This is a genomic window from Streptomyces sp. NPDC048269 (assembly GCF_040652395.1).
Lineage (GTDB): Bacteria > Actinomycetota > Actinomycetes > Streptomycetales > Streptomycetaceae > Streptomyces.
Genome location: NZ_JBEZLW010000048.1, coordinates 1 through 21,786 on the forward strand (window position 1 = coordinate 1; position 21,786 = coordinate 21,786).

Annotated in this window: 18 protein-coding genes and 1 riboswitch; of the genes, 6 read left to right on the top strand and 12 right to left on the bottom strand. The window is 70.5% G+C overall.

Translation table 11 applies throughout. From position 1 onward, the window contains the following. Positions 1-148: 148 nt before the first annotated feature. Together AB0D48_RS31535 and AB0D48_RS31540 are read right to left on the bottom strand one after the other, a co-directional pair. Entirely contained in the window at positions 149-1,807 is a 1,659-nt protein-coding gene (locus tag AB0D48_RS31535) for an amidohydrolase (RefSeq protein ID WP_362404650.1), read from the bottom strand. Positions 1,808-1,931: 124 nt separating this feature from the next. After that, entirely contained in the window at positions 1,932-3,419 is a 1,488-nt protein-coding gene (locus AB0D48_RS31540; protein WP_362404653.1) for an APC family permease, read from the bottom strand. Between the two features lie 134 nt (positions 3,420-3,553). On the opposite strand from AB0D48_RS31540, the gene AB0D48_RS31545 reads away from it, so the two are divergent. Beyond that, positions 3,554-4,297: a TetR/AcrR family transcriptional regulator C-terminal domain-containing protein gene (locus AB0D48_RS31545; RefSeq protein WP_362404656.1), complete on the top strand. Its 744-nt coding sequence runs from the start codon at positions 3,554-3,556 to the stop codon at positions 4,295-4,297. 90 nt (positions 4,298-4,387) lie between these two features. Here AB0D48_RS31545 and AB0D48_RS31550 read toward each other — a convergent pair whose 3' ends face one another. Genes AB0D48_RS31550 through AB0D48_RS31560 form a run of 3 tightly spaced genes read right to left on the bottom strand, consistent with a single transcriptional unit; the run spans position 4,388 to position 6,836 of the window. Next, positions 4,388-4,750, bottom strand: a complete 363-nt coding sequence (locus AB0D48_RS31550; RefSeq protein WP_362404660.1) for an STAS domain-containing protein — start codon at positions 4,748-4,750, stop codon at positions 4,388-4,390. After that, positions 4,747-6,033 (bottom strand): SpoIIE family protein phosphatase, encoded by a 1,287-nt coding sequence (locus AB0D48_RS31555; RefSeq protein ID WP_362404663.1) that lies wholly within the window; start codon positions 6,031-6,033, stop codon positions 4,747-4,749. Before AB0D48_RS31555 ends, AB0D48_RS31550 begins: the two co-directional genes overlap by 4 nt. Further along, positions 6,033-6,836 (bottom strand): alpha/beta hydrolase, encoded by an 804-nt coding sequence (locus AB0D48_RS31560; protein WP_362404666.1) that lies wholly within the window; start codon positions 6,834-6,836, stop codon positions 6,033-6,035. The genes AB0D48_RS31555 and AB0D48_RS31560 overlap by 1 nt, the downstream gene beginning before the upstream one ends. Before the next feature lie 260 nt (positions 6,837-7,096). On the opposite strand from AB0D48_RS31560, the gene AB0D48_RS31565 reads away from it, so the two are divergent. Beyond that, positions 7,097-7,606, top strand: coding sequence for a GNAT family N-acetyltransferase (locus AB0D48_RS31565; RefSeq protein ID WP_362404670.1), 510 nt, complete (start codon positions 7,097-7,099; stop codon positions 7,604-7,606). A gap of 291 nt (positions 7,607-7,897) precedes the next feature. On the opposite strand, the gene AB0D48_RS31570 is transcribed toward AB0D48_RS31565, so the two are convergent. The 3 genes from AB0D48_RS31570 to AB0D48_RS31580 all read right to left on the bottom strand — a co-directional run bounded on the left by AB0D48_RS31570 (position 7,898) and on the right by AB0D48_RS31580 (position 11,447). Further along, entirely contained in the window at positions 7,898-8,170 is a 273-nt protein-coding gene (locus AB0D48_RS31570) for a hypothetical protein (protein ID WP_362404776.1), read from the bottom strand. A 306-nt stretch (positions 8,171-8,476) separates the two neighbouring features. Next, positions 8,477-10,591 (bottom strand): hypothetical protein, encoded by a 2,115-nt coding sequence (locus AB0D48_RS31575; protein WP_362404673.1) that lies wholly within the window; start codon positions 10,589-10,591, stop codon positions 8,477-8,479. A gap of 82 nt (positions 10,592-10,673) precedes the next feature. Beyond that, positions 10,674-11,447 (bottom strand): type 1 glutamine amidotransferase domain-containing protein, encoded by a 774-nt coding sequence (locus AB0D48_RS31580; RefSeq protein WP_362404676.1) that lies wholly within the window; start codon positions 11,445-11,447, stop codon positions 10,674-10,676. Positions 11,448-11,664: 217 nt separating this feature from the next. Here AB0D48_RS31580 and AB0D48_RS31585 point away from each other — a divergent pair, with 217 nt between their 5' ends. The 3 genes from AB0D48_RS31585 to AB0D48_RS31595 all read left to right on the top strand — a co-directional run bounded on the left by AB0D48_RS31585 (position 11,665) and on the right by AB0D48_RS31595 (position 13,791). Continuing rightward, positions 11,665-12,690 carry an AraC family transcriptional regulator ligand-binding domain-containing protein gene (locus AB0D48_RS31585; protein WP_362404679.1) on the top strand — a complete coding sequence of 342 codons (1,026 nt, stop codon included), beginning with the start codon at positions 11,665-11,667 and terminating at the stop codon, positions 12,688-12,690. Positions 12,691-12,745: 55 nt separating this feature from the next. Then, a riboswitch (guanidine-III (ykkC-III) riboswitch) is annotated at positions 12,746-12,808 on the top strand. 75 nt (positions 12,809-12,883) lie between these two features. Beyond that, complete coding sequence (locus tag AB0D48_RS31590; RefSeq protein WP_362404682.1) at positions 12,884-13,354, top strand: Ohr family peroxiredoxin; 471 nt, start codon at positions 12,884-12,886, stop codon at positions 13,352-13,354. Next, positions 13,351-13,791, top strand: a complete 441-nt coding sequence (locus AB0D48_RS31595; protein ID WP_362404685.1) for a hypothetical protein — start codon at positions 13,351-13,353, stop codon at positions 13,789-13,791. Before AB0D48_RS31590 ends, AB0D48_RS31595 begins: the two co-directional genes overlap by 4 nt. Before the next feature lie 172 nt (positions 13,792-13,963). Here the strand turns inward: AB0D48_RS31595 and AB0D48_RS31600 are convergent, their stop codons facing one another. Then, the gene (locus tag AB0D48_RS31600; protein WP_362404688.1) at positions 13,964-15,283 is read right to left on the bottom strand and encodes a DUF2254 domain-containing protein; all 1,320 of its coding nucleotides are present in this window, start codon (positions 15,281-15,283) and stop codon (positions 13,964-13,966) included. A 208-nt stretch (positions 15,284-15,491) separates the two neighbouring features. Here AB0D48_RS31600 and AB0D48_RS31605 point away from each other — a divergent pair, with 208 nt between their 5' ends. Next, positions 15,492-17,336: a glycoside hydrolase family 15 protein gene (locus tag AB0D48_RS31605; RefSeq protein ID WP_362404691.1), complete on the top strand. Its 1,845-nt coding sequence runs from the start codon at positions 15,492-15,494 to the stop codon at positions 17,334-17,336. A 40-nt stretch (positions 17,337-17,376) separates the two neighbouring features. On the opposite strand, the gene AB0D48_RS31610 is transcribed toward AB0D48_RS31605, so the two are convergent. Genes AB0D48_RS31610 through AB0D48_RS31620 form a run of 3 tightly spaced genes read right to left on the bottom strand, consistent with a single transcriptional unit; the run spans position 17,377 to position 21,773 of the window. Beyond that, on the bottom strand, positions 17,377-19,182 hold the full coding sequence (locus AB0D48_RS31610; protein WP_362404694.1) for a cation:proton antiporter: 1,806 nt from the start codon (positions 19,180-19,182) through the stop codon (positions 17,377-17,379). A gap of 54 nt (positions 19,183-19,236) precedes the next feature. Beyond that, positions 19,237-20,289 carry a cytochrome d ubiquinol oxidase subunit II gene (locus tag AB0D48_RS31615; protein ID WP_362404696.1) on the bottom strand — a complete coding sequence of 351 codons (1,053 nt, stop codon included), beginning with the start codon at positions 20,287-20,289 and terminating at the stop codon, positions 19,237-19,239. Then, the gene (locus AB0D48_RS31620) at positions 20,289-21,773 is read right to left on the bottom strand and encodes a cytochrome ubiquinol oxidase subunit I (RefSeq protein ID WP_362404699.1); all 1,485 of its coding nucleotides are present in this window, start codon (positions 21,771-21,773) and stop codon (positions 20,289-20,291) included. The genes AB0D48_RS31615 and AB0D48_RS31620 overlap by 1 nt, the downstream gene beginning before the upstream one ends. Positions 21,774-21,786: the final 13 nt, after the last annotated feature.

A 21,786-nucleotide genomic window follows, 5' to 3' on the forward strand; every position in this document is an offset into this window, starting at 1 on the left:
GGCCGTGGTCCGGGTGGAGTCGACCGTCTTGGTCGACTCCACCGCCGACCACGTTCGTCGGCAGCCCGTCAGCGCCCTGGTCCTCTGGCTACGCCGACCCTCCGCGTTGCTCGTCAGACGGTCCGCAGTGCACGGAGGGGCCGGGCGCCTAACCCGCGCTGTAGACCCGTACACCGCCTACGTACGTCTGCGTGGTACGGATGGAGTGCAGGTCGGCAGCGGCGACGGCGAAGGGGTCACGGTCCAGGACCGCGAGGTCGGCGAGCCGGCCGACGGCGATCACACCGGCCTCGTCCTGGTGGTTCACCCACGCCGAGCCGGCCGTGTACGCGGCGAGGGCGTCGGTGAGGGCGAGCCGCTGCTCGGGCAGGAACGGCGGGCGCAGATCCGGTTCGCCCAGTTCCTCGGCCCACACCTGGCGGTTGACGGCCACGTGGATGCCGTGCCAGGGGTCCGGGCTGGAGACGAACCAGTCGCTGCCCGCCGCGAGCACCGCACCAGCCGCGTGCAGGGCGCCGAACGGATATTGGCGCCGCCCCCGTTCTTCGCCGAGGAACGGCAACGTCAGCTCGTCCATGGCGGGTTCGTGGGCGGCCCACAACGGCTGCATGTTCGCGGCGGCGCGCAGCGTGCGGAAACGCGGGATGTCGTCGGGGTGCACCACCTGGAGATGGGCCAGGTGGTGGCGCAGGCCGGTGTGGCCGTGCACGGCCACGGCCGCCTCGAGCGAGTTCAGCGCCTCGCGGACCGCCCGGTCGCCGAGAGCGTGGAAGTGGATCTGGAAACCGTGCCCGTCGAGGGCGATCACGGCGTCGCGGAGCAAGGCCGGGTCGACCATGGAGATCCCGGCGTTGTCGCCCGGGCAGCCGCAGGAGTTCAGGTAGGGCTCGAGCATGGCGGCGGAGAAGTTCTCCACCACGCCGTCCTGCATGATCTTGACGCTGCCCGCAGTGAAGCGCCGGCCTTGGGCGGCCTTCTCGCGGCGGGCGAGCAGCGAGTCGAGCTGGCCGAGGTCCTGGTCCCGTTCCCACCAGAGCGCTCCGCGTACCCGGGCGGTCAGCGAGCCGTCGGAGTCGCAGGCGAGGTAGGTGTCGAGGGGATCGGGGAAGCCCGCGTACGCGCCGACGAGCGCGTCCTGCCAGCCGGTGATCCCGAGCGAGTGCAGGAGTTCCTGGGCGGCGAGGAGCCCGGCGCGGGCCTCGGCCGCCGAGGGAGCGGGCGCGAACGTCCCGACCAGCGTCATGGCGCCCTCGTGCAGTACGCCAGTGGGTTCGCCCGCGGCGTCGCGTTCGATACGGCCGTCCGCGGGATCCGGCGTGTGCCGGTCGAGCCCGGCGAGGGCGAGGGCGCGCGAGTTGACCCACGCCGAATGTCCGTCGCGGACGGGGAAGTAGGCGGGCCGGTCAGGAAGGATGTCGTCGAGCTGGTCGCGGTGCGGCAGACCGCCGGGGAAGGCGTCGAAGGACCAACCGCTGCCCTGGATCCAGGGGGCCTCGGGATGGGCGGCTGCGTAGGCGGCGATCGTGTCGCGGTACTCCCGGGCGGTGCGGCCGGGGCTCAGATCGCAGCCGAGCATTCCGATCCCGGCGATCACCGGATGTACGTGGGCGTCGGTGAACCCGGGCTGCACGAACCGGCCGCCGAGGTCGGTCACCTCGGTCCGCGGACCGATGAGCTCGCGGATCTCCCGGTCGGTGCCCAGGGCGGTGATCCGGTCGCCGGTGACGGCCAGCGCCGATACCCGGTGGCGTACGGGGGAAGCGGTCCAGACGGTGCCGTTGAGGAGGACGAGGTCTGCGTGGCGCATGTGCGAGCTCCGGTGGGTGACGGGTCGATGAGGGGGCTGGTGGCAGCTGGGAAGAGGGACGTGGTGAGGAAGAGGGGGTGTCCGGTGGGGGCGGGCGTCCGCGTCCGCCCCCGTGGCGCGGTGGTCAGCCCCTGGCGGCGACAGGTGCCGATGCGGGCGGGAGAGGAGTCGGCGGCTGCGTGAAGTAGGCGGCCCTGCGCCGGTAGCGGGTCCACACGGCGGCGGGAACACCGAGGGCGATGACCGTGAGGGGCAGTACGGTGAGGAAACGTCCGTTCTCGGCGTCGAAGGCCAAGTGGTCCACCGAGGTCCACTGTTGATATGCCACGAGGCAGCCGAGCAGCAGTAGGGCGATGCCGCCGAGCAGCGGCAGCAGGCCCACGACGAGCGTGTCGCGGATCCGGCCGCGCAGTTCGTGGCGGAAGGTGACGACGCAGGCGATGCCGCCGACCCCGTACATCAGCGAGACCAGGATGCCGACCGAGTTGACCACGGCGAGGACCACTTCGGACAGGGAGCCGACCGCGAGCCCCGCGAGCGAGACTCCGACGGCGATGGCCGCGATCCGCACGGTGGAGGTGACCGGCGTGCCCCATGCGGGATGCAGCCGGGTCCAGCTCGTGCCCAGTACACCGTCGCGGCCCATGGCGAGTGTGAGCCGGGCCCCGGCGATGACGCTCGACTGCATGCAGGCCACGGTGGCGAAGAGCATCGCGGCGAGGGCGGCGGCCGCGCCGGTGGTCCCGTAGAAGGTGCGGGCCAGTTCGGTGACACCGGAGAGAGGATCGGCGAGCTGTTCGGGCTTCAGCGCGTGCAGGAAGCCGGTGGCCGAGAAGAGGAAGAACCCGGTGGTGACCAGGATCGCGATGATTCCGGCACGGCCCGAGGAGCGGACCGAGGTCGACTCCTCGACCACCGAGAAGGCGCTCTCCCAGCCCCAGAACATGTACGCCGCCATCACGGTCGCCCCGAGGAGCGTCAGCGTGTCGGGGAAGGTGAGGGGCGAGAACCACGAGGCGGAGACGGGGGCCGCGCCGCCCCGGGCGAAGGCGGTGATCACGATGCCGGTGACCACGACCGCGGAGATGCCGAGCAGCAGGCTCTGGACGGCGGTGGCTCCCTTCACCCCCCGCAGCGCGCTCAGCACGATCAGAACGCTCCACACCAGGCCGGTGACGGTGACCGCGAGGGGGTCGTCCGGGGAGACGGCCCTGACGCCGGCCTCGGCGAGCAGGCCGAGGGTGAACTGGCCGGTGAGCTGGCCCGCGTACGACAGGAACAGGATGTTGGTGGCGACCGATGTCCACCCGGTGAGGTAGCCGGTCCAGGGGCCGAGCGCCCGGCGCACCCAGACGTATGCCGTGCCGCAGTTGGGGTCGCGGGCGGCGAGCCGTGCGTAGCCCCCGGACACGGCAAGGATCGGCAGGGCCGCGAGCAGGAAGGCGGCGGGCATCGCGGTGCCGGCGAGTGCGGCGAGGAAGGCGAGGCCTATGCCGACGCTCACGGTGGGGCTGATGTTGGCCAGCGCGATGACCACGCCGTGCCGGGTGCTGAGGGTCTTGCGGAACGCGGCGGCGGGCGCCGCGCCGGTGGCGGGTCTTCCCTGGTCCATGAGCAGCACTCCTCGGTTCTGGGTGCCCCGCAGACAACCGCTCGCCGCACTATTTTGTCAACGGTGTGGGTAAAAGATTTTCCGCCGGGCGACAGGGCTTGCGGAAGCGCTGTCCGGCCTGGTCTGATCGCCCCATGGCAGCACGAGGCAGGGGCCGTCCCCCCAAGGTGGAGCTGGACCTGCGGATCATCGTGGACGCCGCGCTCGCGCTGGCCGACGACGAAGGCGCGGCAGCGCTCAGCGTGCGGCGGCTCGCCGCCCGGCTGGGGGTCGACCCTTCCGCCCTGTACCGCTACGTCAGAGACAAGGACGAACTCCACCTGGCCCTGGCCGACCGCCTCTTCGAGGAATCCTTGACTGGGTTCCAACCGTCGGAGAGCTGGCGCGACACGCTGCGCGACCTTGCGCTGCGCACGCGGGAGACCGCCCTTCGCCATCCCGGAGCGGCGGTCCTGGCCACCTACCGCACTACCCGGCGCCCTGCCGAGATGCGGATCGTGGAGCACATCCTGGCGGCCTTCGGCCGAGCCGGATGCTCCCCCGCACTGGCCGCCGTCCTGCACCGGGTCTACGGAGACTTCTCCTTGGCCTGGGCCGGCATGGACGCGGCGTTCGAGACCCTGGACGGGGCCGCCCGGACGGGCGACGAGCAGGCCTGGTCCCGCGAGTACCCCGCGGCCGACCCGGCCGCCTTCCCGGCCATCGCACGCAGCGTGGCCTACATGGCCCGGTTGGACGGGACGACGGTGTTCCTCGCCGCGCTCGACGTCCTGCTGGACGGGCTCGCAGCGCGGATCACGGCGGAGGCCGCGGGCCGGCGCCCCGACGCACCCGGCGAACCGGGGGCCGGACCAACGACGTTGCAGCCGCCGCAGTGATCACGGAGTCCAGGCATCAACGCACTTGATGCCTGCGCCGTGCGGCGTACCGTTCCCCCAACCGGAACCGCCCGACGGCACAACGCTCCTTCAACAAGGGGGTCCTGTGGTCGGTCTGGCCGCCACGGCGGTGTCGACGTCGGGGTGGAGGGGGAAGACCTTGTCGAGGCCGACGATGCGCAGGATGCGGACCGTATTTCCCGGGACCCCGGCCAGGGCGATGTCCGCCCGGGCGCCCGCGGCGAGGTTGCGGGCGACGACGAGGGCGGTGATGCCGCTGGAGTCGCAGAACTGTATGCGCGAGAGGTCCATGACGAGCCGTTGGCCCGGTTGCAGGCTCAGGGTCTCCAGAGCCTGCCGCAGGCGGGGGGCCTGGTCGTAGTCGAGGTCGCCGGCGAGTTCCAGTACGGGACCGGTCGTGGCGACTCGGATGGTGATCCTCAGGGCGCTCATGTCAGATCGGGCTCTCGCGAAGCAGGGAGGGGATGGGGCACGCCGAGGGCGAGCAGGGCGGTGTCGTCGTCCAGTCCCTCGCCGAAGCTGTCCAGGAGCCCGGTGAGGGCGGTGATCAGCTCTTGCGGGCCGCCGTGGGTGAGGCCGGCGGCGAAGGCGCGCAGGGCGTCTTCCCCGTAGAGCTCGCGGTGCGCACCGATACGGGCTTCGGTGAGGCCGTCGGTGTAGAGGAGGAGGGTGTCCCCCGGGCCGAGCGTGGTCTCGGCAGAGGTGAAATGGGGATCGGGCAGGATACCGACGAGGAGACCGCCGGGGGTGGGGAGGTAATCGGCCCGTCCCTCGGCACGCAGGACCAGAGCGGGGGGATGGCCGCCGGATGCGAGGCGCACGGCTGTCGTACCAGCGGTGGCGTCGGGTTCCATCACGCCGAAGATCGTGGTGCAGTAGCGCGGGTCCCCACCCGTGAACCGCTCGTGGAGCACGGTGTTCAGGGTGGTCAGCGCGGCTGCCGGGTCGGGATCGTGGAGGGCTGCGGCGCGCAGGGTGTAGCGGGTCAGGGAGGTCACGGCTGCGGCCTGGGGGCCTTTGCCGCAGACGTCGCCGAGGAAGAACGCCCAGCGCTCGTCGTCCAGCGGGAACAGGTCGTAGAAGTCTCCGCCGAGCCGGTCGATGGAGGCCGTGTGGTAGTAGGAGGCCGCCTCCATGCCCGGCACCGCGGGCAAAGTGTCGGGCAGCAGGCTCTGCTGCAGCACCGCGAGGGCTTCCCGTAGCCGTTCGCGGTCGGCTTCGGCCTGGCGGCGCGCCTCTTCCGCCGCCTGGCGCTCGCGGAGCAGTTCGTTTTCGTAGGCGCGACGCTGTCGGGCGTCGAAGACGGTGGTGCGGATCAGCATCGGCTCGCCGTCGCCGCTCGTCTTCACCGTGGAGGAGACCAGGACAGGAAGCCGTCTACCGTCGGATGCCCTGAGCTCCAGCGCGATCTCGCTGATCTTTCCCTGCATGCGCAGCAGCGGCGCGAAATGCGTCTCGTGGTAGAGCTTGCCGCCGACGCTCAGCAGGTCGGTGAAGCGTTTGCGGCCCACGACTGCCTCGCGCGTCAGACCGAGCCAGTCCAGGAGCGTTTCGTTGATTTTGGCGATGGTGCCGTCCATCAGAGTGGACAGGTAGCCGCAGGGCGCCGACTCGTAGAGTTCCTCGGCGGTGTCCTCCAGCAGGGTGGAGAACGCGGCATCGGTGGCCGCCTTTTCGCCCTCCGGCCGCTCCGGGTTCGGGGCGGTGGGGCACATCACCGCAGACTCCGGACGAACGCCCTGATGGCTGACGTGGTGGCCTCGGGGGCGCTCAGCTGGGGGCAGTGGCCCGTCGCGTCAAGGGTGATCAGGCGGCTTCCCGGGATGGCCGCGTGGACGTACGCGCCCACCTCGCGCGGAGCGATCACGTCCTCGGTGCATTCCAGCACCAGCGTCGGCACGCCCACCGACTTCAGGTCGCCGCGGCTGTCGGAGAGGAACGTGGTGCGGGCGAAGACGCGGGCCTTGGCCGGATCGGTGGCGCAGAAGCTGTTCGTCAGCTCCTGTCCCAGCTCCGGCCGCTCCGGGTTGCCCATGATCACCGGCGCCATGGCGGTCGACCAGCCGAGGTAGTTCGACTCGAGTGACTCCAGCAACTCGTCGATGTCCTCGGCACTGAAGCCGCCGCGGTAGGTGTCGTCGTCGATGTAGCACGGTGAAGGGCCGACCATGACCAGGGAGGAGAGCCGCTCAGGGGCGGCGGCGGCCGCGAGGACCCCGACCATCGCGCTGACCGAATGCCCGACGAAGGCCACGTCCCTCAGGTCCAGGGCCTCGCAGACCTCGGTCACGTCGCGGGCATAGCCGTCCAGCGAAGCGTACCGCTCGTCGTTCCAAGCGGACGCGTCGGAACCGCCCGACCCGACGTAGTCGAACAGGACCACCTGGAATTCCTCGGCCAGCGCTGGGGCCACCAGGCGCCACATGTTCTGATCGCAGCCGAACCCGTGCGCGAGCATGACCACGGGGCTGCCGGGTGATCCGCTGACCTTCACGTTGTTCCTGCGGAGGATATCCATCCGGCCATCCTGTCATCCGCCGGAGCAGGCGGGGACACCACCGTAGCCCGCACGTACCCTCGCTCTCCTTGCGATGCGGAGTGGGCGGAGCCCTAGCACAGAGGCCTACTGACTCCCGGAGTCGTCCATGAACGACTCCCGTTCTCGGTTCTGGCACACATGCCGTGAGAACGATCAACGGAACGGTCCTCGGTGACGTAGCGTCGTTGGGGACCGCGCGTGATCGTGGGGGCGACCCCGGCAAGTCGGAGGGTAAGTGCATGCGTTTGCGTGATGTTGAGCTTGGCGACGTCGAAGCCTACGTTCGGATGCGATGTGACCCAGCCATGATGGTTGACCTCGGCGGCCCGCTTCCTCCTGAAGGGATGGCGGCGAAGGTCGAGCGTGACGTTCGGAGTGCGGCAGAGGGCACTCAGTGGATCAAGATGATCATTCCCGACGAGACGGAACCGGCAGTGGTGGCGGGGACCGTGACCCTGTGGCCCCACGACGCTGACGGCCGGCAGATTGCCGAGATCGGCTGGATGGTGCTGCCAGAGTTTCAGGGACGGGGTCTCGGCAAGCTGGCTGTCCGCGCGTTACTTGAACTGGCCCGCGAAGAAGATCGATGGGGAGTCGTGCATGCGTTTCCAGCGATAGCGAATGCTCCGTCAAATGGCATATGCCGGTCCCTCGGCTTCAGGTCCCTGGGTGAGGAAGACGTGACCTTCGCCGACCGCATCTTGCGAACCAACCACTGGGCCATCGATCCTCGCACCGATCTGAAGTGAGATTGCGACAGCTGTGCCAGGTCAGGGTCACGGCACTCGGAGACCGGTTCGGGCACCGGGGGCCTACGAACCGGCCCGGTCACGGCAGATACTCTCGGATCCCGGGTGTTCACGCAGCCAGCCGGCCGGGGTCGCACCGTCGCGACTCCCGGGCAGCAGGTCGAGAGGCCGGCCACTCTCGCAGTCCATGGCAGTCCCGTTGATCGTCCTGAGGGAATGTGTGGCAGAACCCCGTTCTCACGCACACGTGCCGCGGCCCTGAGGCCTCAGGGCCGCGGCCCGTCCAGGCTGCTAGACCTCGATGTACGCCACGACCACTACGGTGCGCAGCGCGGTGACGAAGTACAGGACGCGGACGGACTCGACTTCGTCGGCGTACTGGCGCAGCCGGGGGTCCGTGGTGTGGCCCGGGATGGGCTCGCCGATGTCAGGGTCGACGGAGATGACGACCAGGGCGCGGTCCAGCGCGTGGATCTCCGCCTCGTCGGTGATGTTCCCCAGCTGCTTCGCGGCGGCGTCGGAGAAGGCGATGCGGGCGCGGCGACGGCCTGGCTGTGCAGGCATCAGGCGACAGCCGGGCGCTGACGCGGCGAGGCGGGCGAGGTGGGCTTCGCCCGGCTCCTCCCATGGCATCGACTCGTCGACCAGCAGCAAGACGTTGGCCGCGATGTCCTTCGCCGTTCTGGCCGACCGCGCGTGTTCCTCCACCGCCCAGTCGCCCAGTCGCCCATGACCGTGCACCGACACCGGCAACCCGATCGTGACGATCGGCGAGGGCGGCCGGCACTCGATCCGGTCATCGCGCTGACCTCGGATCCCCGCAAGGGTGCCCCGGGGTCGCACGCGCCGGGGGCACCCTTGCGTGGGCCGCTACGACGCGGTCACCGGCATGGCGTAGCCGAGCAGGCCCTCCTTCGTGTAGGGACCCTCGCAGTCGGCTCGACTGGTTACGAAGTGGTCGAATACGGAGGGTATGTAGCACCGGTAGAGGGGCACCGAGCCCGGCACCGCCTTGGTGTACACGTATCCGACCGCGCCGAGGACCTGTTGGCCCTCGCACCCCGGGTCGGGGGTCAGCAGCGAGTGGTCCGCCACCTTGCACTCGAAGAGCCGGACCGTGTCGGGCGCGGGGTCCCGCAGCACCTTCCAGACCCCCTCGTGGGTGAACCCGGCGGGCAGGGGGCGCGAGGAGGCCAGGTGCCCGGCGTGGGGGCGGTAGCCGCGTACCAGGAGTGTGTAGGGGGTGGTGTGGCCGCGGGTGCGCTCCCAGGTGCGCAGGTAGCCCTCGGCGCCCTGCATGAGCTCGTCCACCACGTCCTGACCGCCGGTGACCCTGATGTCCTCGATCCAGTCCGGTACGAGGCCGTAGTGGGTGCCGCCACCGTCGGTGTTGACGTCCCAGACGCGGGAACCGGTGACCTGCCGGTCGAGGACCGAGCCGCCGTCGGGGCTGCGGAAGGGGTAGCGGACGGGGTTTCCGGCGGCGGCCCGGGGGCCGGGGAGCCAGGCGAAACCGTTCATGTCCGTGCCGATCCCGTACCCGGCGCCGTACTTGGCGCGCAGGGCGGCGTGTCTGCGCGCCTCGGCGGTGAACGCGGGCGCCTCGTACATGTGGCCGGTGATCAAGCCGCCAAGGCGGTAGACCCGCTCGGTCCAGTTGTCGTCCATCCAGCCGTGGGTGGAGAGCACGCCGGAGTAGCGCTCGGATTCGAGCAAGTGCAGCGCCCGGTCCGCTGCCTTGACGCTCATGTGGTCGATCTCGAGCATCATGTTGCGCTTGGTCATGCCGAGCACCGCGTACTCGCCCAGCGCGGTCAGGCCGCGGCGGTTGCACTGCGCCTGGAGCGAGGGTCCGTACTGCGGCAGTTCGGTCCCCTCCGGCAGGGCGGCGCGGATCCTGGCTTCCGCCTCGGCCGGCGAGGTGCGGGGATCCTCGGCCGTGTCGTGCTCCTGCGCTCCCTCGGCCGACAGTCCTGCGGCGAGTCCGAAGCCGATGGGGTTGTCCTGCTGGGGGCCGGGGCACGGCTCCGTGCTCCAGAACGTCCCGGTCGAAAGGAACTGGCCGGCGTTGATGGCCATGCCGGTCGTGCCGGAGTCGAACCGGACGCCGCACAGGGCGTTGTCGAACTTGTGGCACAGGAACATGCTGCGCACGCCGAGGCGGTGCAGTTCGTCGAGGCCGCGGTCGATGTCGGCCATCGTGCACTGTGCTCGATCGAAGACCTGCTTGCAGCCGAACGGCTCGGACGTCTCGACCCCGAGGACGACCGCGAGCTTGCCCGCCTGGATGACCTGGCGTGCCTGGTCGGGCTCGGTGACGACGCGGAACCAGCCCTTGCCGGGCCCTCCGTACATGTTGTCGACGTAGTCCTGGAGTTCGTACGTCTTCTGGATCTGGAGCCTGATCGCGGTCATCTCGTCGCAGCCGCGGTCCTTGAAGAAGTACATCGAGCAGATGACGCCGTTGGTGACCATGTCGTTCACCAGGATCCGCTGGCCGCCCCGCCAGGCCCGCTCCACCCAGGCGTAGTAGGTCTGCTGGTGGGTGGCGGAGTCGTGGGCGGGCCAGTCCTCGAACGTGGGCCAGCCGTTCGGGTCGTGCCTGCCGTCACCGCCCTTGGTGATCATGTCGAAGAGGGCGAGGACGCCGTTCGGGTAGTGCTCGGGGCAGTCCTTGAGGGCGTCCGTCACTCCTGCCGTGGAGAAGACCTTTCCGCAGACCAGCCGCCCCCCGAAACCCTCGTTGGACATCAGGTGGACGTGCGCGTCGACGTATCCGCGCACCCGGCCCTGGGCGTCGGTCCCGGTGAAGGGCTCCCCCGTGACGTTGACCTGCGAGTCCGGGGCCGGGCGCGCCACGGGCTCCCACCACGGCGGGCCCGCCGACGCGCCGGCGGCGGCGGGGCCGAGCAGCAGGGTGGCCATCGCGAGGACCAGGCCGAGTAACAGGTACCGGATTCGCCCGAAGGCTCTTCGTCGATTCATCCCCATCCCTTTCACGATGCGTTCATGACAATTCGGAGATGGTCTTCGGCCGCCGCCCGCGCCTGCGCGGTGCCAGCCGGGCTCAGCCCGACCGGTGCACCGCTCCCGCAGCATGGGCACGGACCAGGGCCAGGTACTCCCCCGCCAGGCGGTGGCAGTCGCCGGGCCACCGGGCAGAGACGTAGTTGCCGTCCTTGACGGTGAAGCCGCGTCCGGGCCGGGCGGCGGTGTCGCGGACGGGCAGCGGCGGGCCGGCGAGGAAGTGGCCCGGATCGGCGAGCGCCGCGGTCACCTCCTGCTGCACGGTGGTGCGGTACGTGCGGTAGTAGCGCCCCAGCCAGAACCGGGTGAGGTTCCACCCGGTCAGCTCCAGCAGGGACGTCAGGGCCGTCGTCCGCCGACCGTGGAGGACCGAGCGCCCGGTGGCGGGATCCTCGGCCCGGGCGGCGAGCAGCACGCCGTGGCAGACGGCCCCCACGGGCAGCCCCTGGGTGAAGACCCGGGCGAACAGCTGCTGGGCGGTGGCGTCCTCCAGCAGCGTCCGCATGCCCGCGGCGTGTCCACCGGGTACGAACAGGCCCGTGAGGTCGGCCGGGTCGACATCCGCGTAGGAGAAGGGGGCGAGGAACGAGGGGTCCTCGGTGAGACGCCGGTAGGTGGCCAGCTCGGCGCGGCGGGTCATCAGCCAGGGCGACAGCCAGGAGAAGCCGAGGTCCGTGAGCCGGGAGTCGGCGAGCGCGACCTTCCCCTCGGGGGTTGCGAACCGCACCTCGAAGCCCGCGTCCCGCAGCGCGGCCCAGGGCACCGCCGCCTCGGTCGGGTCGTAGTCGCCTGCGGGGAGCAGGAAGAGAATCACGGCGTACTCCTCTGAGCGGTGGTGATCAGGGCAGCACGCTTCCCCGGCACTCCGGGGGCCCCTGATCCCCTCGATGTCCGAAGGCCGACCTTAGGAGCGGCCCGCGGCCCCGTCATTCACTCCGGCGGCCAAGCCGTTGACTCTCCGAACCCGGCTCCCGGCGCTTGGCCGGCCGACGGTGTTGACGGGGGTGGTGAGCCCGCATTGACTGGCGGCCGTGTCCACCATCGAGCCGCCCTCCGTCACCGCGTGCTACGCCCTCGCCGTCCTGAGCGCCACGGAGGGCACCGGCGGGTCCGGTCCCTGGGCCTTGCCCACGGACCGGCTGGAGTTCGGCGAGATGCGCGCCCTGTGGGACGCGGTGCTCGGCGCCCGGGACGCCGGCCCGCACACCGGGCTCCTCGTGGGCGACCGCATCCGGCCCGAAGGCCTGCACATCCTGGGCCACCTCGTCCTCACCTGCGCCAGCCTCGCCGACGCCGCGCTGGCCGCCGAGCGCTACCACCCCCTGGTGAGCCAGGCGGGCACGGTGACCGTGCACCGCAGTAGCGGCGTCAGCCGGATCTGCTACCGGCCGACCGTCGACCCGGCGGCCATGCACCCCCAGCAGGTGGAGGCGATCGTCAGCAGCATGGTGCGGGCCGCCCGCTGGATCGCCGGGGACGACTGGGCGCCACTGGCCGTGTCTTTCGCCCATCCCCGTGCGGGCACGGCCGAGCCGTACGCCCGCGTCCTCGGCTGCCCCGTCACCTTCGACGCTCCGGAGAACGCGATCACGGTGGCCAACGAGGACCTCGACAGGCGCCGCCCCCTGTACGACCCGGCGCTCAACGCCCTCCACCGGTCCTACGCAGACCGGCTCCTGGGCCGGCTGTCCACTGCCGCGACCGCGGCCGAGCGCGTGCGGCAGTGGCTGGAGCACGCCGCGCTCGAGGACGCGGGCCCCGAGGGCCCCGCCAAGGAACTCAATCTGAGCGTCCGGAGCCTGCGCAGGGCGCTGCACGCGGAGGGCACGTCGTGGCGCGCGCTGCTCGACACCGCCCGCCACGGCCGGGCCAGGCGGCTGCTGGAAACCACGGCCCTGCCCTTGGACCGGATCGCCCCCCTCGTCGGCCTGAGCGGCGCAACGGCCCTGGTCCGCGCCTTCACCCGGTGGGAGGGCATGCCCCCCGGGGCCTACCGCAGCGGGCACCGGCCCGCGTCCCCGGATCGCGACGGGGCCGACGGGGCCGACGGGAGGTGAGGCAGGTCACCGGGGGGCGAGGCCGCGCCCGGCTGCCTCCGTTGCTACATTGTCCGGCGGCCAGGATCCAAGGCCCCGGACGAGATGCGCCGTACCCGGTTACGCACGACGACGCGCGAGGTGCTGCACGAGCAGCGCCGTCCGCTGTCCGTACCCGGGCAGCGTCCTCGTCGAGCAAGATGGGCCGAACGCCATGACCGTGCCACTCACCCGCAGCCTGTACCGGACGACCGCGCATGCCGCCGGGGGGCGTACCGGATCCGTCCGCACGGACGACGGGCGCCTGGACGTCCGCCTTGCCCCGCCGCGCAAGAAGGTTCCCGGCACCACCAACCCCGAGCAGCTGTTCGCGGCCGGTTTCGCCGCCTGCTTCACCTCCGCGCTCGCGGAGGTCGCCGCCGAGTTCGGGGCGGACGCATCCGCCGCGCGCGTGGCCTGCGAAGTGCGGCTCGGCACCACGGACACGCCCGCGGGCTACGGCCTCGCGGTGGCCCTCACCGTCAGCCTTCCGGGGTGGCGTGCGGCGGACCTCCAGCCCCTGCTGCACCGGGCAGACGCGGTCTGCCCGTACTCGCAGGCAGTACGTGGCAACGTACCGCTGACGCTCCTGGCCGTGGACGCCGTAGACGTAGACGTAGACGCCGTGGAACCGCGGCACCGATGACCGGGCCTGAGCCCGAGCCGGCGGGCGGCGTCCACGGCGTCCCGGTGCCCGAGCCCGGCGCCTGGCTGCGGCGCGGTATCAGCCGCAACGGCGGACCCCTCGTCGAGGACCGCGAAGTGGTGTGGCTGCAGGCGGGAACGTACTACGCCGACAGCCGGGGCTTCGCCGGCACGACCTCCTTCGACGGCTCCCAGGTGCACTTCCACCACCTCACGGGCGAGCCCGGCGAAGACGCCGGTACCTTGCGGTGGGAGGGTGCGAACCTCGTCGAGCGGGGCACCAACGCGGACGGCAGCACCTTCCTGGAGATCTGGACCCCACTGTCCGGCACCGACGGTTTCTCCGGCTCCTGGTCCGGGCCGGACCACCACGTGGTGCGCGTCGGCCGGCACGTGGTGCACGTCGACTCCCGTGCGGGTACGTACTGGCGGCTGTGATCTCCCTGCGGTGGAGGACGCCGTCGGGGGATACGCGGCGTGCTGGAGACGACGGCTGGGGACGACGGTCACCCTTCTGAACGACCCACGTACAAGTGGTCGTTCTCCGGGTCGCGCGTGACACCGAGCACGGAAACGTGGTGGGTCGTGGCGGCCCGAAGGAGTGAACGGCTCATCGGGAGGGTTCGCTCCGGGGACGCCGCCCACCGCCGATTCCCTGCCGGTCGGCCGTCTGGGCGCCGGCGCGGCGGGCGAGGTCGCTGAACGACCGCTGGACGGATTCCTCGAGGAGGGCGAGTTCCGCGCGCACCGCCGGGAGACGCTCGGCCGACTGGGTTTCGAGCAGGTCCTCCAGCAGCGCGCGGAGCCTCCTGCACACCTGGAGGGACGTGGCCCCGTACTCACGGATCTCGGTGACGCCGAGCTGAAGGTAGTCCTCCCAGCCGCGGCCCGGCACCACCAGCCGGGGCCGGTCCTGGTCGTCGGCGAGCACGTACCGGTCGCGGAGTCTGGCCGGGCCGACCGTGTGCAGGAACGTGTCGATGTGGTTGAGCACCTGCACGGCGGTGGTGGGGTCGTTCACCGCGGGAGAGAGGGCACGGATGGCGATGTCGACGAGGATGCGCAGGGCGAAGGCGGGATCCTGCTCGATGGTGCGCTCGGTTCCGAGGGCGACGAGTCCGGTCACCCGCCGTGGGTCGGGCTCCGACGCAGAGCCGTGGGCCTCGACCAGGGTGGTGCCGGGCGGTACGAAGTCACCGACCTGGTGGGCCAGGACTAGCACGCAGTCGTGGCGGACGGCGGTGGCGATCAGCCCCGCCGCATCGAACGCCTGCATGACTCCGCCCCGTTCGGAGCGGATGTGGATCACCGGACCGGCAGGCGGCACGGAAACCTCGTCGCGTGCCGAGGAGTGGTGGATGCGTTCCGTCGCGCGGATGAGCACCTTCCCGCCCAAGCGCCCCACCAGGTCGGCGATGGCCACGGGCCGGAGGTTGTGGGTGAACCGGTTCAGGTAGATCAGCAGAAGCATGAGGCTGACGGAGACGGCGACGCCGGAGAGGGTCACCCCCAGGTCGGGGACGGCGTCCGACTCGATCTTGCGCAAGAGCGAAAAGGCGTACGCGAAGGTTCCCGTGAACGTGGCGAGCACGGCCTTTTGCAGCCGGTCGCGGTACCACAGGCGCATGTAGCGCGGGGACAACGTCCCCGTGGCCTGCTGGACGACGAGTACCCCGATGGTCACGACGAACCCCAGCAGCGCGACCATGGACCCGACGACAGAACTGAGCACACTGCTCGCCGTCGTCGCGGAGTACCGCCAGCTGTCCGGCAGCCAGCCGGCCCCTTCCACGCCGGCGGCCCATTCGGCGAACACCGTCCCCAGCAGGAGCCCGATCAGGGGGAGGATCCACAGGCTTGCCTTGGCGTACTGCCGCAACCGGAAGCGCGCCGCCCAGGACATCATCGTCGGCTCGCGCGCAGTCCGCACCGGAGTGCCCCGCGGGCGTCGGGAGCCCGCCCAAGGTTCGACAGCACGGGCAGCCTCCGGGTCCGGCGGTGAAACGCGGCGGGAACATCCAATTCGTGCGTTCCCATGTTAAAGCCGGTTTCCGGCTGATGCAGAGGCTGCCGGCTCGGCAGGCTCATCGGGGATTTCGCGCCTACGCTGACTGGGTGGCGTCGGAAGGGGTTCTCCCATGGCTGACTACCCGCTGATCGAAAATCACGGCCTCATAGGGGACCTGCAGACCGCAGCGTTGGTGACCACGGACGGAACGATCGACTGGTTCTGCTGCCCGCGCTTCGATTCGCCCAGTGTGTTCGGCGCTCTTCTCGACTGGGAGAAGGGCGGGCACTTCACGGTCAGACCGGCGGACAGGACGTACACCACTAAGCAGTTGTACCTGCCGGACACCGCGATCCTCGTGACGCGGTTCATGACCGAGGCGGGTGCCGGCGAGGTGGTCGACTTCATGCCGGTGACCGGAACGACGGCCACCGACCGCCACAGCCTGGTCCGCATGCTCCGGTGCGTACGCGGCACCATGACGTTCGAAATCGACATCGCCCCCCGGTTCGACTACGGCCGCAAATCCCACACCCTGCACGTCACGGAGAACGGAGCGGTGTTCGCTTCGGAGGACCTGGAACTCACCCTCCACGTGGTGCGGGAGCCGCAGGACGAACGGGTGGTGCACACCCTCACCGGCGATCACGGCCTGCACGTCACGCTCGCGCTCGAGGCCGGACAGCAGCGGGGTCTGGTCATGGAGTCGGCCGCGGAGGGGCCGCCGCGCGAGATCCGCGTCGCCGAGTTCCAGGAGCTCTTCGCCGACACCCGGCAGTACTGGCGGTCGTGGCTCCACCAGTCCCGGTACGCGGGCCGATGGCGCGAGATGGTGGAGCGCTCCGCCGTGACCCTGAAGTTGATGACGTACGCACCCACCGGCGCCCTGGTGGCGGCCCCCACGGCGGGACTGCCGGAGCAGTTGGGCGGCGAGCGCAACTGGGACTACCGGTTCACCTGGATCCGTGACGCGTCCTTCTCCGTGTACGCCCTGCTGGGGCTGGGGTTCACGGAGGAGGCGAGGGCATTCATCGGCTGGCTGGGTGACCGGGTGAAGGAGAAGGCCGGCCGCGACACCAGCACGGGACCGCTGAACATCATGTACCGGGTGGACGGTTCGTCCGACCTCTACGAGGAGGTCCTGGAGCACTGGGAGGGGTACCAGGGGTCCGCGCCGGTGCGCATCGGCAACGGCGCCGCGACCCAGTTGCAGCTGGACATCTACGGCGAGGCGCTCGACAGCATCTCCTTCGCCCACCAGCACGGCATCCACCTGGACATCCGGGGCTGGACGTCGCTGCGCACGCTGCTCGACTGGCTCGTGGACCACTGGGACCAGGCCGGGGAGGGGCTGTGGGAGACCCGCGGCGGGCGCCAGCACTTCACGTACGGCCGGGTCATGTCCTGGGTCGCGTTCGACCGCGCCCTGCGGCTGGCGGTCGCCCACGGCCGGCCGGCCGAGAGCGCCCGGTGGGCCACTGAGCGCGACAACATCTACGAGCAGATCCTGGCCAAGGGCTGGGACCCCGCGCGCAAGGCGTTCGTCCAGCACTACGGCAGCGATGTGCTCGACTCGTCGCTGCTGCGGATGCCGACGGTGGGTTTCATCACGCCGGACGACCCGATGTGGACGTCCACCTTGGACGCGATGGACCGGGAGCTGGTCACCGACAGCCTCGTCTACCGCTACAACCCCGAGGCCTCGCCCGACGGCCTGCGCGGCTCCGAAGGAACCTTCTCCCTGTGCACCTTCATGTACGTCGATGCCCTGGCACGGGCCGGGCGGGCGGATCAGGCCAGGCTCGTGCTCGAGAAGATGATGACGTACGCCAATCACCTGGGCCTGTATTCCGAGGAGATCGCCCTGACGGGCCGACAGCTCGGCAACTTCCCCCAGGCGTTCACTCACCTGGCTCTCATCGATGCGGCCATCACGCTGGACGAGACCTTGAACCGCATGCGGCAGGGCGGCTGAGGGCTGTCCGGGCGGGGGACGGGCGCCCTGTGCGGCGCGCTCAGTCGGCGGACGGAACGGAGCCCTGGGGCGGGTCCTGCCGCTCCGGCGGTACGGGGCCGAGCAGAACGACGAGGTCGCCCGCTTCCGGCATGACGGCCTGCGTCCCGTCCACCGGCTCCAGCCGGCCGTCGTCATGGACCACGAACAGCGCTTCGTGTCCGGGCGGGAGCGGATCGGACGCGGGCTGCACCAGGAACCGGGCGCCCTCCTCGTACCGTGCTGCCAGGACGTGTCTGACGAGCGAACCGCCGAACAGGACGGCGCCGCCCGTGTAGGGCGCGACGACACCATGGCTCCCGTGGGGCGGTCCCACCCGGTAGACGGGGCCCGCGACGTTTCCCTCGACGACCACGGAGGCGAGCGCGTTGAAGTCGTCGTCATCGGTGAGCAGGTAGACGGCGTTGACGCCCTCCAGCCGCGCCCTGGGGTTGGTGGCCGTCGCCAGCAGGTCCCCTCTGGCCAGGCTGATTCCGGCGTCCTCGATCCGTTCGCGCTCCTCGGCCAGTCCCGCCCACATCTGCACGTCGAGCCCCGCCGACCGCAGGGCTCTTCCCAGTGCGATCACCCACGGAGCGCCGCCCACCAGGAGGGGTTGTGTGCGGTTCGGCCTGGCGACGCCGAGCAGCCGGGCCATGGGGCCGGCGGTCAGCGCGTACAGCACGACCGTTGAGACGATCACCAGGAAGGTGATCGGAAGGATTTTGGAAGCCCCGTGGAGCCCCAGTTGGACGAGGGTCGTGGCGAAGGCCGCCGCGGTGGAGGCCGCGACGATGCCGCGCGGAGCCATCCATCCCGCGAATGCCCGTTCCCCCATGGTCATGTCCGTGCGCATGGTGGCGGTGAAGGCCACGAGCGGCCGTACCACGAGGACGAGGATCGCGACGAGGACGAGCGTGGGAAGGAGCACGGGCTTCAGGGAGGCAGGGGTGACGCCGGCAGAGATGGAGATGAACAGCAGTCCGATGATCAGCTGGACCAGTGTCTCGAAGAAGGGCCTGCGAGCGGGGATGTCGAAGCCCCGGATGTTGGCTGCGGCCATACCGGTGACGATCGCGGCGATGAGCCCGGTGTCGTCCCTGACGATGTCGCACCCTGCCGACACGGCGATCACCGTGGCCAGTTGCGCCAGGGTCCCGAGTGCCTCGCCGAGCCGGAGCACGCGCAGGGTGAGCCAGAGCAGAGCGACCCCCACGGCGCCGCCGAGGAGGCCGACGGCCAGGCTGATGACGAACTGGCCCAGCTGGTATCCCCGGCCGATGTCGATCCGGTGCGTGGTGGCGATGGCGTGGAAGACGAGTGCTCCGAGGATGGCGCCGATGGGGTCGGTCAGCGTTCCTTCCCAGATCAGCAGGCGCCGTACCTTGTCCGTCGGCCGCACGTACTGGAGCAGGGGCCCCACGACGGTGGGCCCCGACACGACGAGGATCATGCCCACCATCGCGGCCACCCTGAGGGACATGCTGAACAGGGCCGGGGCGACGGCACAGACGGCGAAGAAGGTGAAGCCCACTCCGAAGAGCAGCAGCCTGCCCACGACCGCGCGGGTGTGGCCTTTGAGGTTGCGCAGGTCGAGGCCCAGCCCGGCGTCGTAGAGGATCACTGCCACGGACAGGGACACCAGGGCGGAGAAATCCTCCCCGATCAGCAGGTCCGGATGGACGATGTCGGTCAGGGCGCCCGCGGCGAAGCCGGCCGGCAGCAGCAGGATCAGTGCGGGGACGCGCAGTTTGCCGGCGAGGATCTGGCAGGCGGTGGCCAGGGTCACGACCAGGGCGATGCCGAGGAGAACGTCGTCCTCGCTCACAGCGGCTTCCTTCCTCGCCTCATGTGCGCAATGGGGAACTCGAGGCTTCCGGAGTCAGTCGCCGTCGGCCGCGTCACCCCGCGTGGGGCGGATCCGCTGCAGGTCGGAGTCGGTGAGGGGCTCCAGCTCGCCATGGGTGTCCAGCCAGTAGAGGAAGAAGACGGCCGGGACGATGAGCAGCAGGGCGACGAGGCTGACCACCGACAGCCAGGCCAGGGTCTGGGAATCGCCTGCGGCGTCCGCCACGGTCAGGGACGTGGGGATGAGGTAGGGGCGCTGGGCGAGGCCCCAGGCGAAGACGGCCGCGCCGACCATGCCGACGGCGCTGAAGCGGGCCCAGCGGGCCCTGCCCCGCAGCACGAGCAGCGCCGTGGTTGCGAGGAACACCGCGGAAACGGCCGCGAGGGCGAGCCCTGCACCATGCGTCAGTCCGTGCCAGACGTGGGGGGCGTCGCCGCGGGTGACGAGGAGCACGCCCACAGCCGTCACGACGACCGCAAGGAGGCCGAGGAGGGCGCGGAGCCGGAAGTAGCCGACGAGGTCGGGTGCGTCGAAGCGTGCGGCGTCGGCGGTCAGGAAGACGGCGCCGAGGAGTGCGGTCGCGGCGATCGTGAGGAGCCCGAACAGGAGGGACGCCGGGTTGGCCCACGCATCCGCCGAGGCTTCGGTACCCGGTGCGATCCGGCCTGAAGCGATGGCGCCTACGGCTGCCCCGAGGAAGAACGGGGTGAGCAGGGAGGCGATGGCGAACACGGCTCCGTAGAGGCGCTGCCGGGCCAGTCGGCGCGTGGGTTTGCGCAGGGCGAAGCCGGCGCCGCGCAGGACCATGCCGAGAGCGGCCAGCGCCAGGGGGAGCCACATCGCGGTGAACACGGTCTGGAACAGCACCGGGAATCCGGTCCACATGATGACGAGGACGAAGACCAGCCAGACGTTGTTGACCTCCCACACGGGAGCCATCGCGTGGTCGATCAGCCATCTGGGGCGCTTGCCGCGCTCGGCTCCGCCGGCCGTCAGGTCCCAGAAGCCCGCGCCGTAGTCGGTCCCGCCGGCGCAGGCGTAGGCGGTCACGGCGATCAGCAGCACGAAGGCGACGAGATCGGCCATCACGTTTCACCGTCCCCGGACGCAGTGGAGCCGCCGTCTCCCGAGGACCGGGCGTCTCCGGCCGGGACAGGAGGACGGGGGCCGTAGGGAGTGACCGACTCCGGCGCCTCCACCGGCCGCCCGCCTGTCTGCTCGTCGGCCAGGCGCCAGCGGTCGCGCATCTTCAGCAGGACGACGAGGAACGACCCGAAGATGAGCAGGTACACCACGATCACCAGACCGAACATGATCCAGAGGGTGGTGGAGCGGGTCGATGTCACGGCTTCGGCGACGCGCATGTTCTGGTAGACGATCCATGGCTGGCGGCCCACCTCGGTCGTGATCCAGCCGCATTCGACGGCTACGAGGGAGCCTGCGCCTGCGCAGGCGGCGCTGCCGTAGAACCACTTGGAGCGGGGCAGCCGGCGATGGCGCAGCCAGATCAGGCCGTACCAGAGGACGAGGAGCACGAGCAGGCTCCCGATCCCGACCATGATGTCGAAGGCCCAGTGGGCGATCGTGGCCTGAGTGGCGTTCGGCCGGTCGCTCGCCGGTACGGAGGTCAGCCCGGTCACCTTGGTGTCCGGGCTGAACCCCGCCAGGATGGAGTCGAGCTGGGGGATCTTGATGCCGCCGGAGACAGTGCCGTCCGGATGGAGCCGGCCGAAGAGGTACTCCGGAACGTGGGTGTCGGTCTCCCAGACGATCTCCATCGCGGCGAACTTCACGGGCTGCTTCTGGAACACCTGCCGGGCGATCGAGTCCCCCAGCATGAGCTGCACCGGAGTGGCCACCGCGGCGATGGTGAAGGGGACCGTGAAGCCGAGCCGGTGGTAGCGGTCCCGACGGCCGCGAAGCCACCCGACGGCATAGACGCCCGCCACGACGTAGCCCGCCGTCACCAGCATCGCCACCACGAAATGCCAGTACTGCGGCCCGAACATCGGGGTGAAGATGGCCTTCCAGACGTTCACGTCGACCGGGTTGCCCTGGGGGTCGAGCGTGAACCCTTGCGGGGTGTTCATCCACGAGTTGGCGGCCAGGATGCCGAAGGCCCCCAGCAGCGCGGCGGCCGGCAGCGGCAGCCCGAGCAGGAAGTGGGTGCGCGGCTTCAGCCTGCGCCAGCCGTACAGGTAGATGGCGATGAGCACCGCTTCGAGGAAGAACGCCCAGGCCTCGACGCCGAAACCGACGCCGAAGACATCGCCCCACTTGCCCATCAGCCCGGGCCAGAGCAGGCCGAACTCGAACGACAGTACGGTGCCGGTGACGACGCCGATCGCGAACTGCACGGCCATCACGGCCGACCAGCGCCGGGCCAGCAGCAGGGCCGTGGCGTCGTTCCTGCGCAGGCCGCGGTAGTGCATGACGAGGGTGATGAGCGGCAGCGCCACTCCCATCGGCACCAGGATGATGTGGGAGGCGAGGGTGAACGCCATGAGTTCCCTGGCCGGGAGCAGTTGGGCGGGGGCGTCTGCCGCCAGCAGATGGACCGTGGTGTGCATGCGTTCCTTTGCC

Coding starts and splice junctions, on each gene's coding strand:
- AB0D48_RS31590 (WP_362404682.1), top strand. CDS start 12,884: ATGACCGTGCCACTCACCCGCAGCCTGTACCGGACGACCGCGCATGCC.
- AB0D48_RS31605 (WP_362404691.1), top strand. CDS start 15,492: ATGGCTGACTACCCGCTGATCGAAAATCACGGCCTCATAGGGGACCTG.
- AB0D48_RS31540 (WP_362404653.1), bottom strand. CDS start 3,419: ATGGACCAGGGAAGACCCGCCACCGGCGCGGCGCCCGCCGCCGCGTTC.
- AB0D48_RS31550 (WP_362404660.1), bottom strand. CDS start 4,750: ATGAGCGCCCTGAGGATCACCATCCGAGTCGCCACGACCGGTCCCGTA.
- AB0D48_RS31620 (WP_362404699.1), bottom strand. CDS start 21,773: ATGCACACCACGGTCCATCTGCTGGCGGCAGACGCCCCCGCCCAACTG.
- AB0D48_RS31560 (WP_362404666.1), bottom strand. CDS start 6,836: ATGGATATCCTCCGCAGGAACAACGTGAAGGTCAGCGGATCACCCGGC.
- AB0D48_RS31555 (WP_362404663.1), bottom strand. CDS start 6,033: ATGTGCCCCACCGCCCCGAACCCGGAGCGGCCGGAGGGCGAAAAGGCG.
- AB0D48_RS31545 (WP_362404656.1), top strand. CDS start 3,554: ATGGCAGCACGAGGCAGGGGCCGTCCCCCCAAGGTGGAGCTGGACCTG.
- AB0D48_RS31615 (WP_362404696.1), bottom strand. CDS start 20,289: ATGGCCGATCTCGTCGCCTTCGTGCTGCTGATCGCCGTGACCGCCTAC.
- AB0D48_RS31570 (WP_362404776.1), bottom strand. CDS start 8,170: ATGCCTGCACAGCCAGGCCGTCGCCGCGCCCGCATCGCCTTCTCCGAC.
- AB0D48_RS31575 (WP_362404673.1), bottom strand. CDS start 10,591: ATGAATCGACGAAGAGCCTTCGGGCGAATCCGGTACCTGTTACTCGGC.
- AB0D48_RS31595 (WP_362404685.1), top strand. CDS start 13,351: ATGACCGGGCCTGAGCCCGAGCCGGCGGGCGGCGTCCACGGCGTCCCG.
- AB0D48_RS31565 (WP_362404670.1), top strand. CDS start 7,097: ATGCGTTTGCGTGATGTTGAGCTTGGCGACGTCGAAGCCTACGTTCGG.
- AB0D48_RS31535 (WP_362404650.1), bottom strand. CDS start 1,807: ATGCGCCACGCAGACCTCGTCCTCCTCAACGGCACCGTCTGGACCGCT.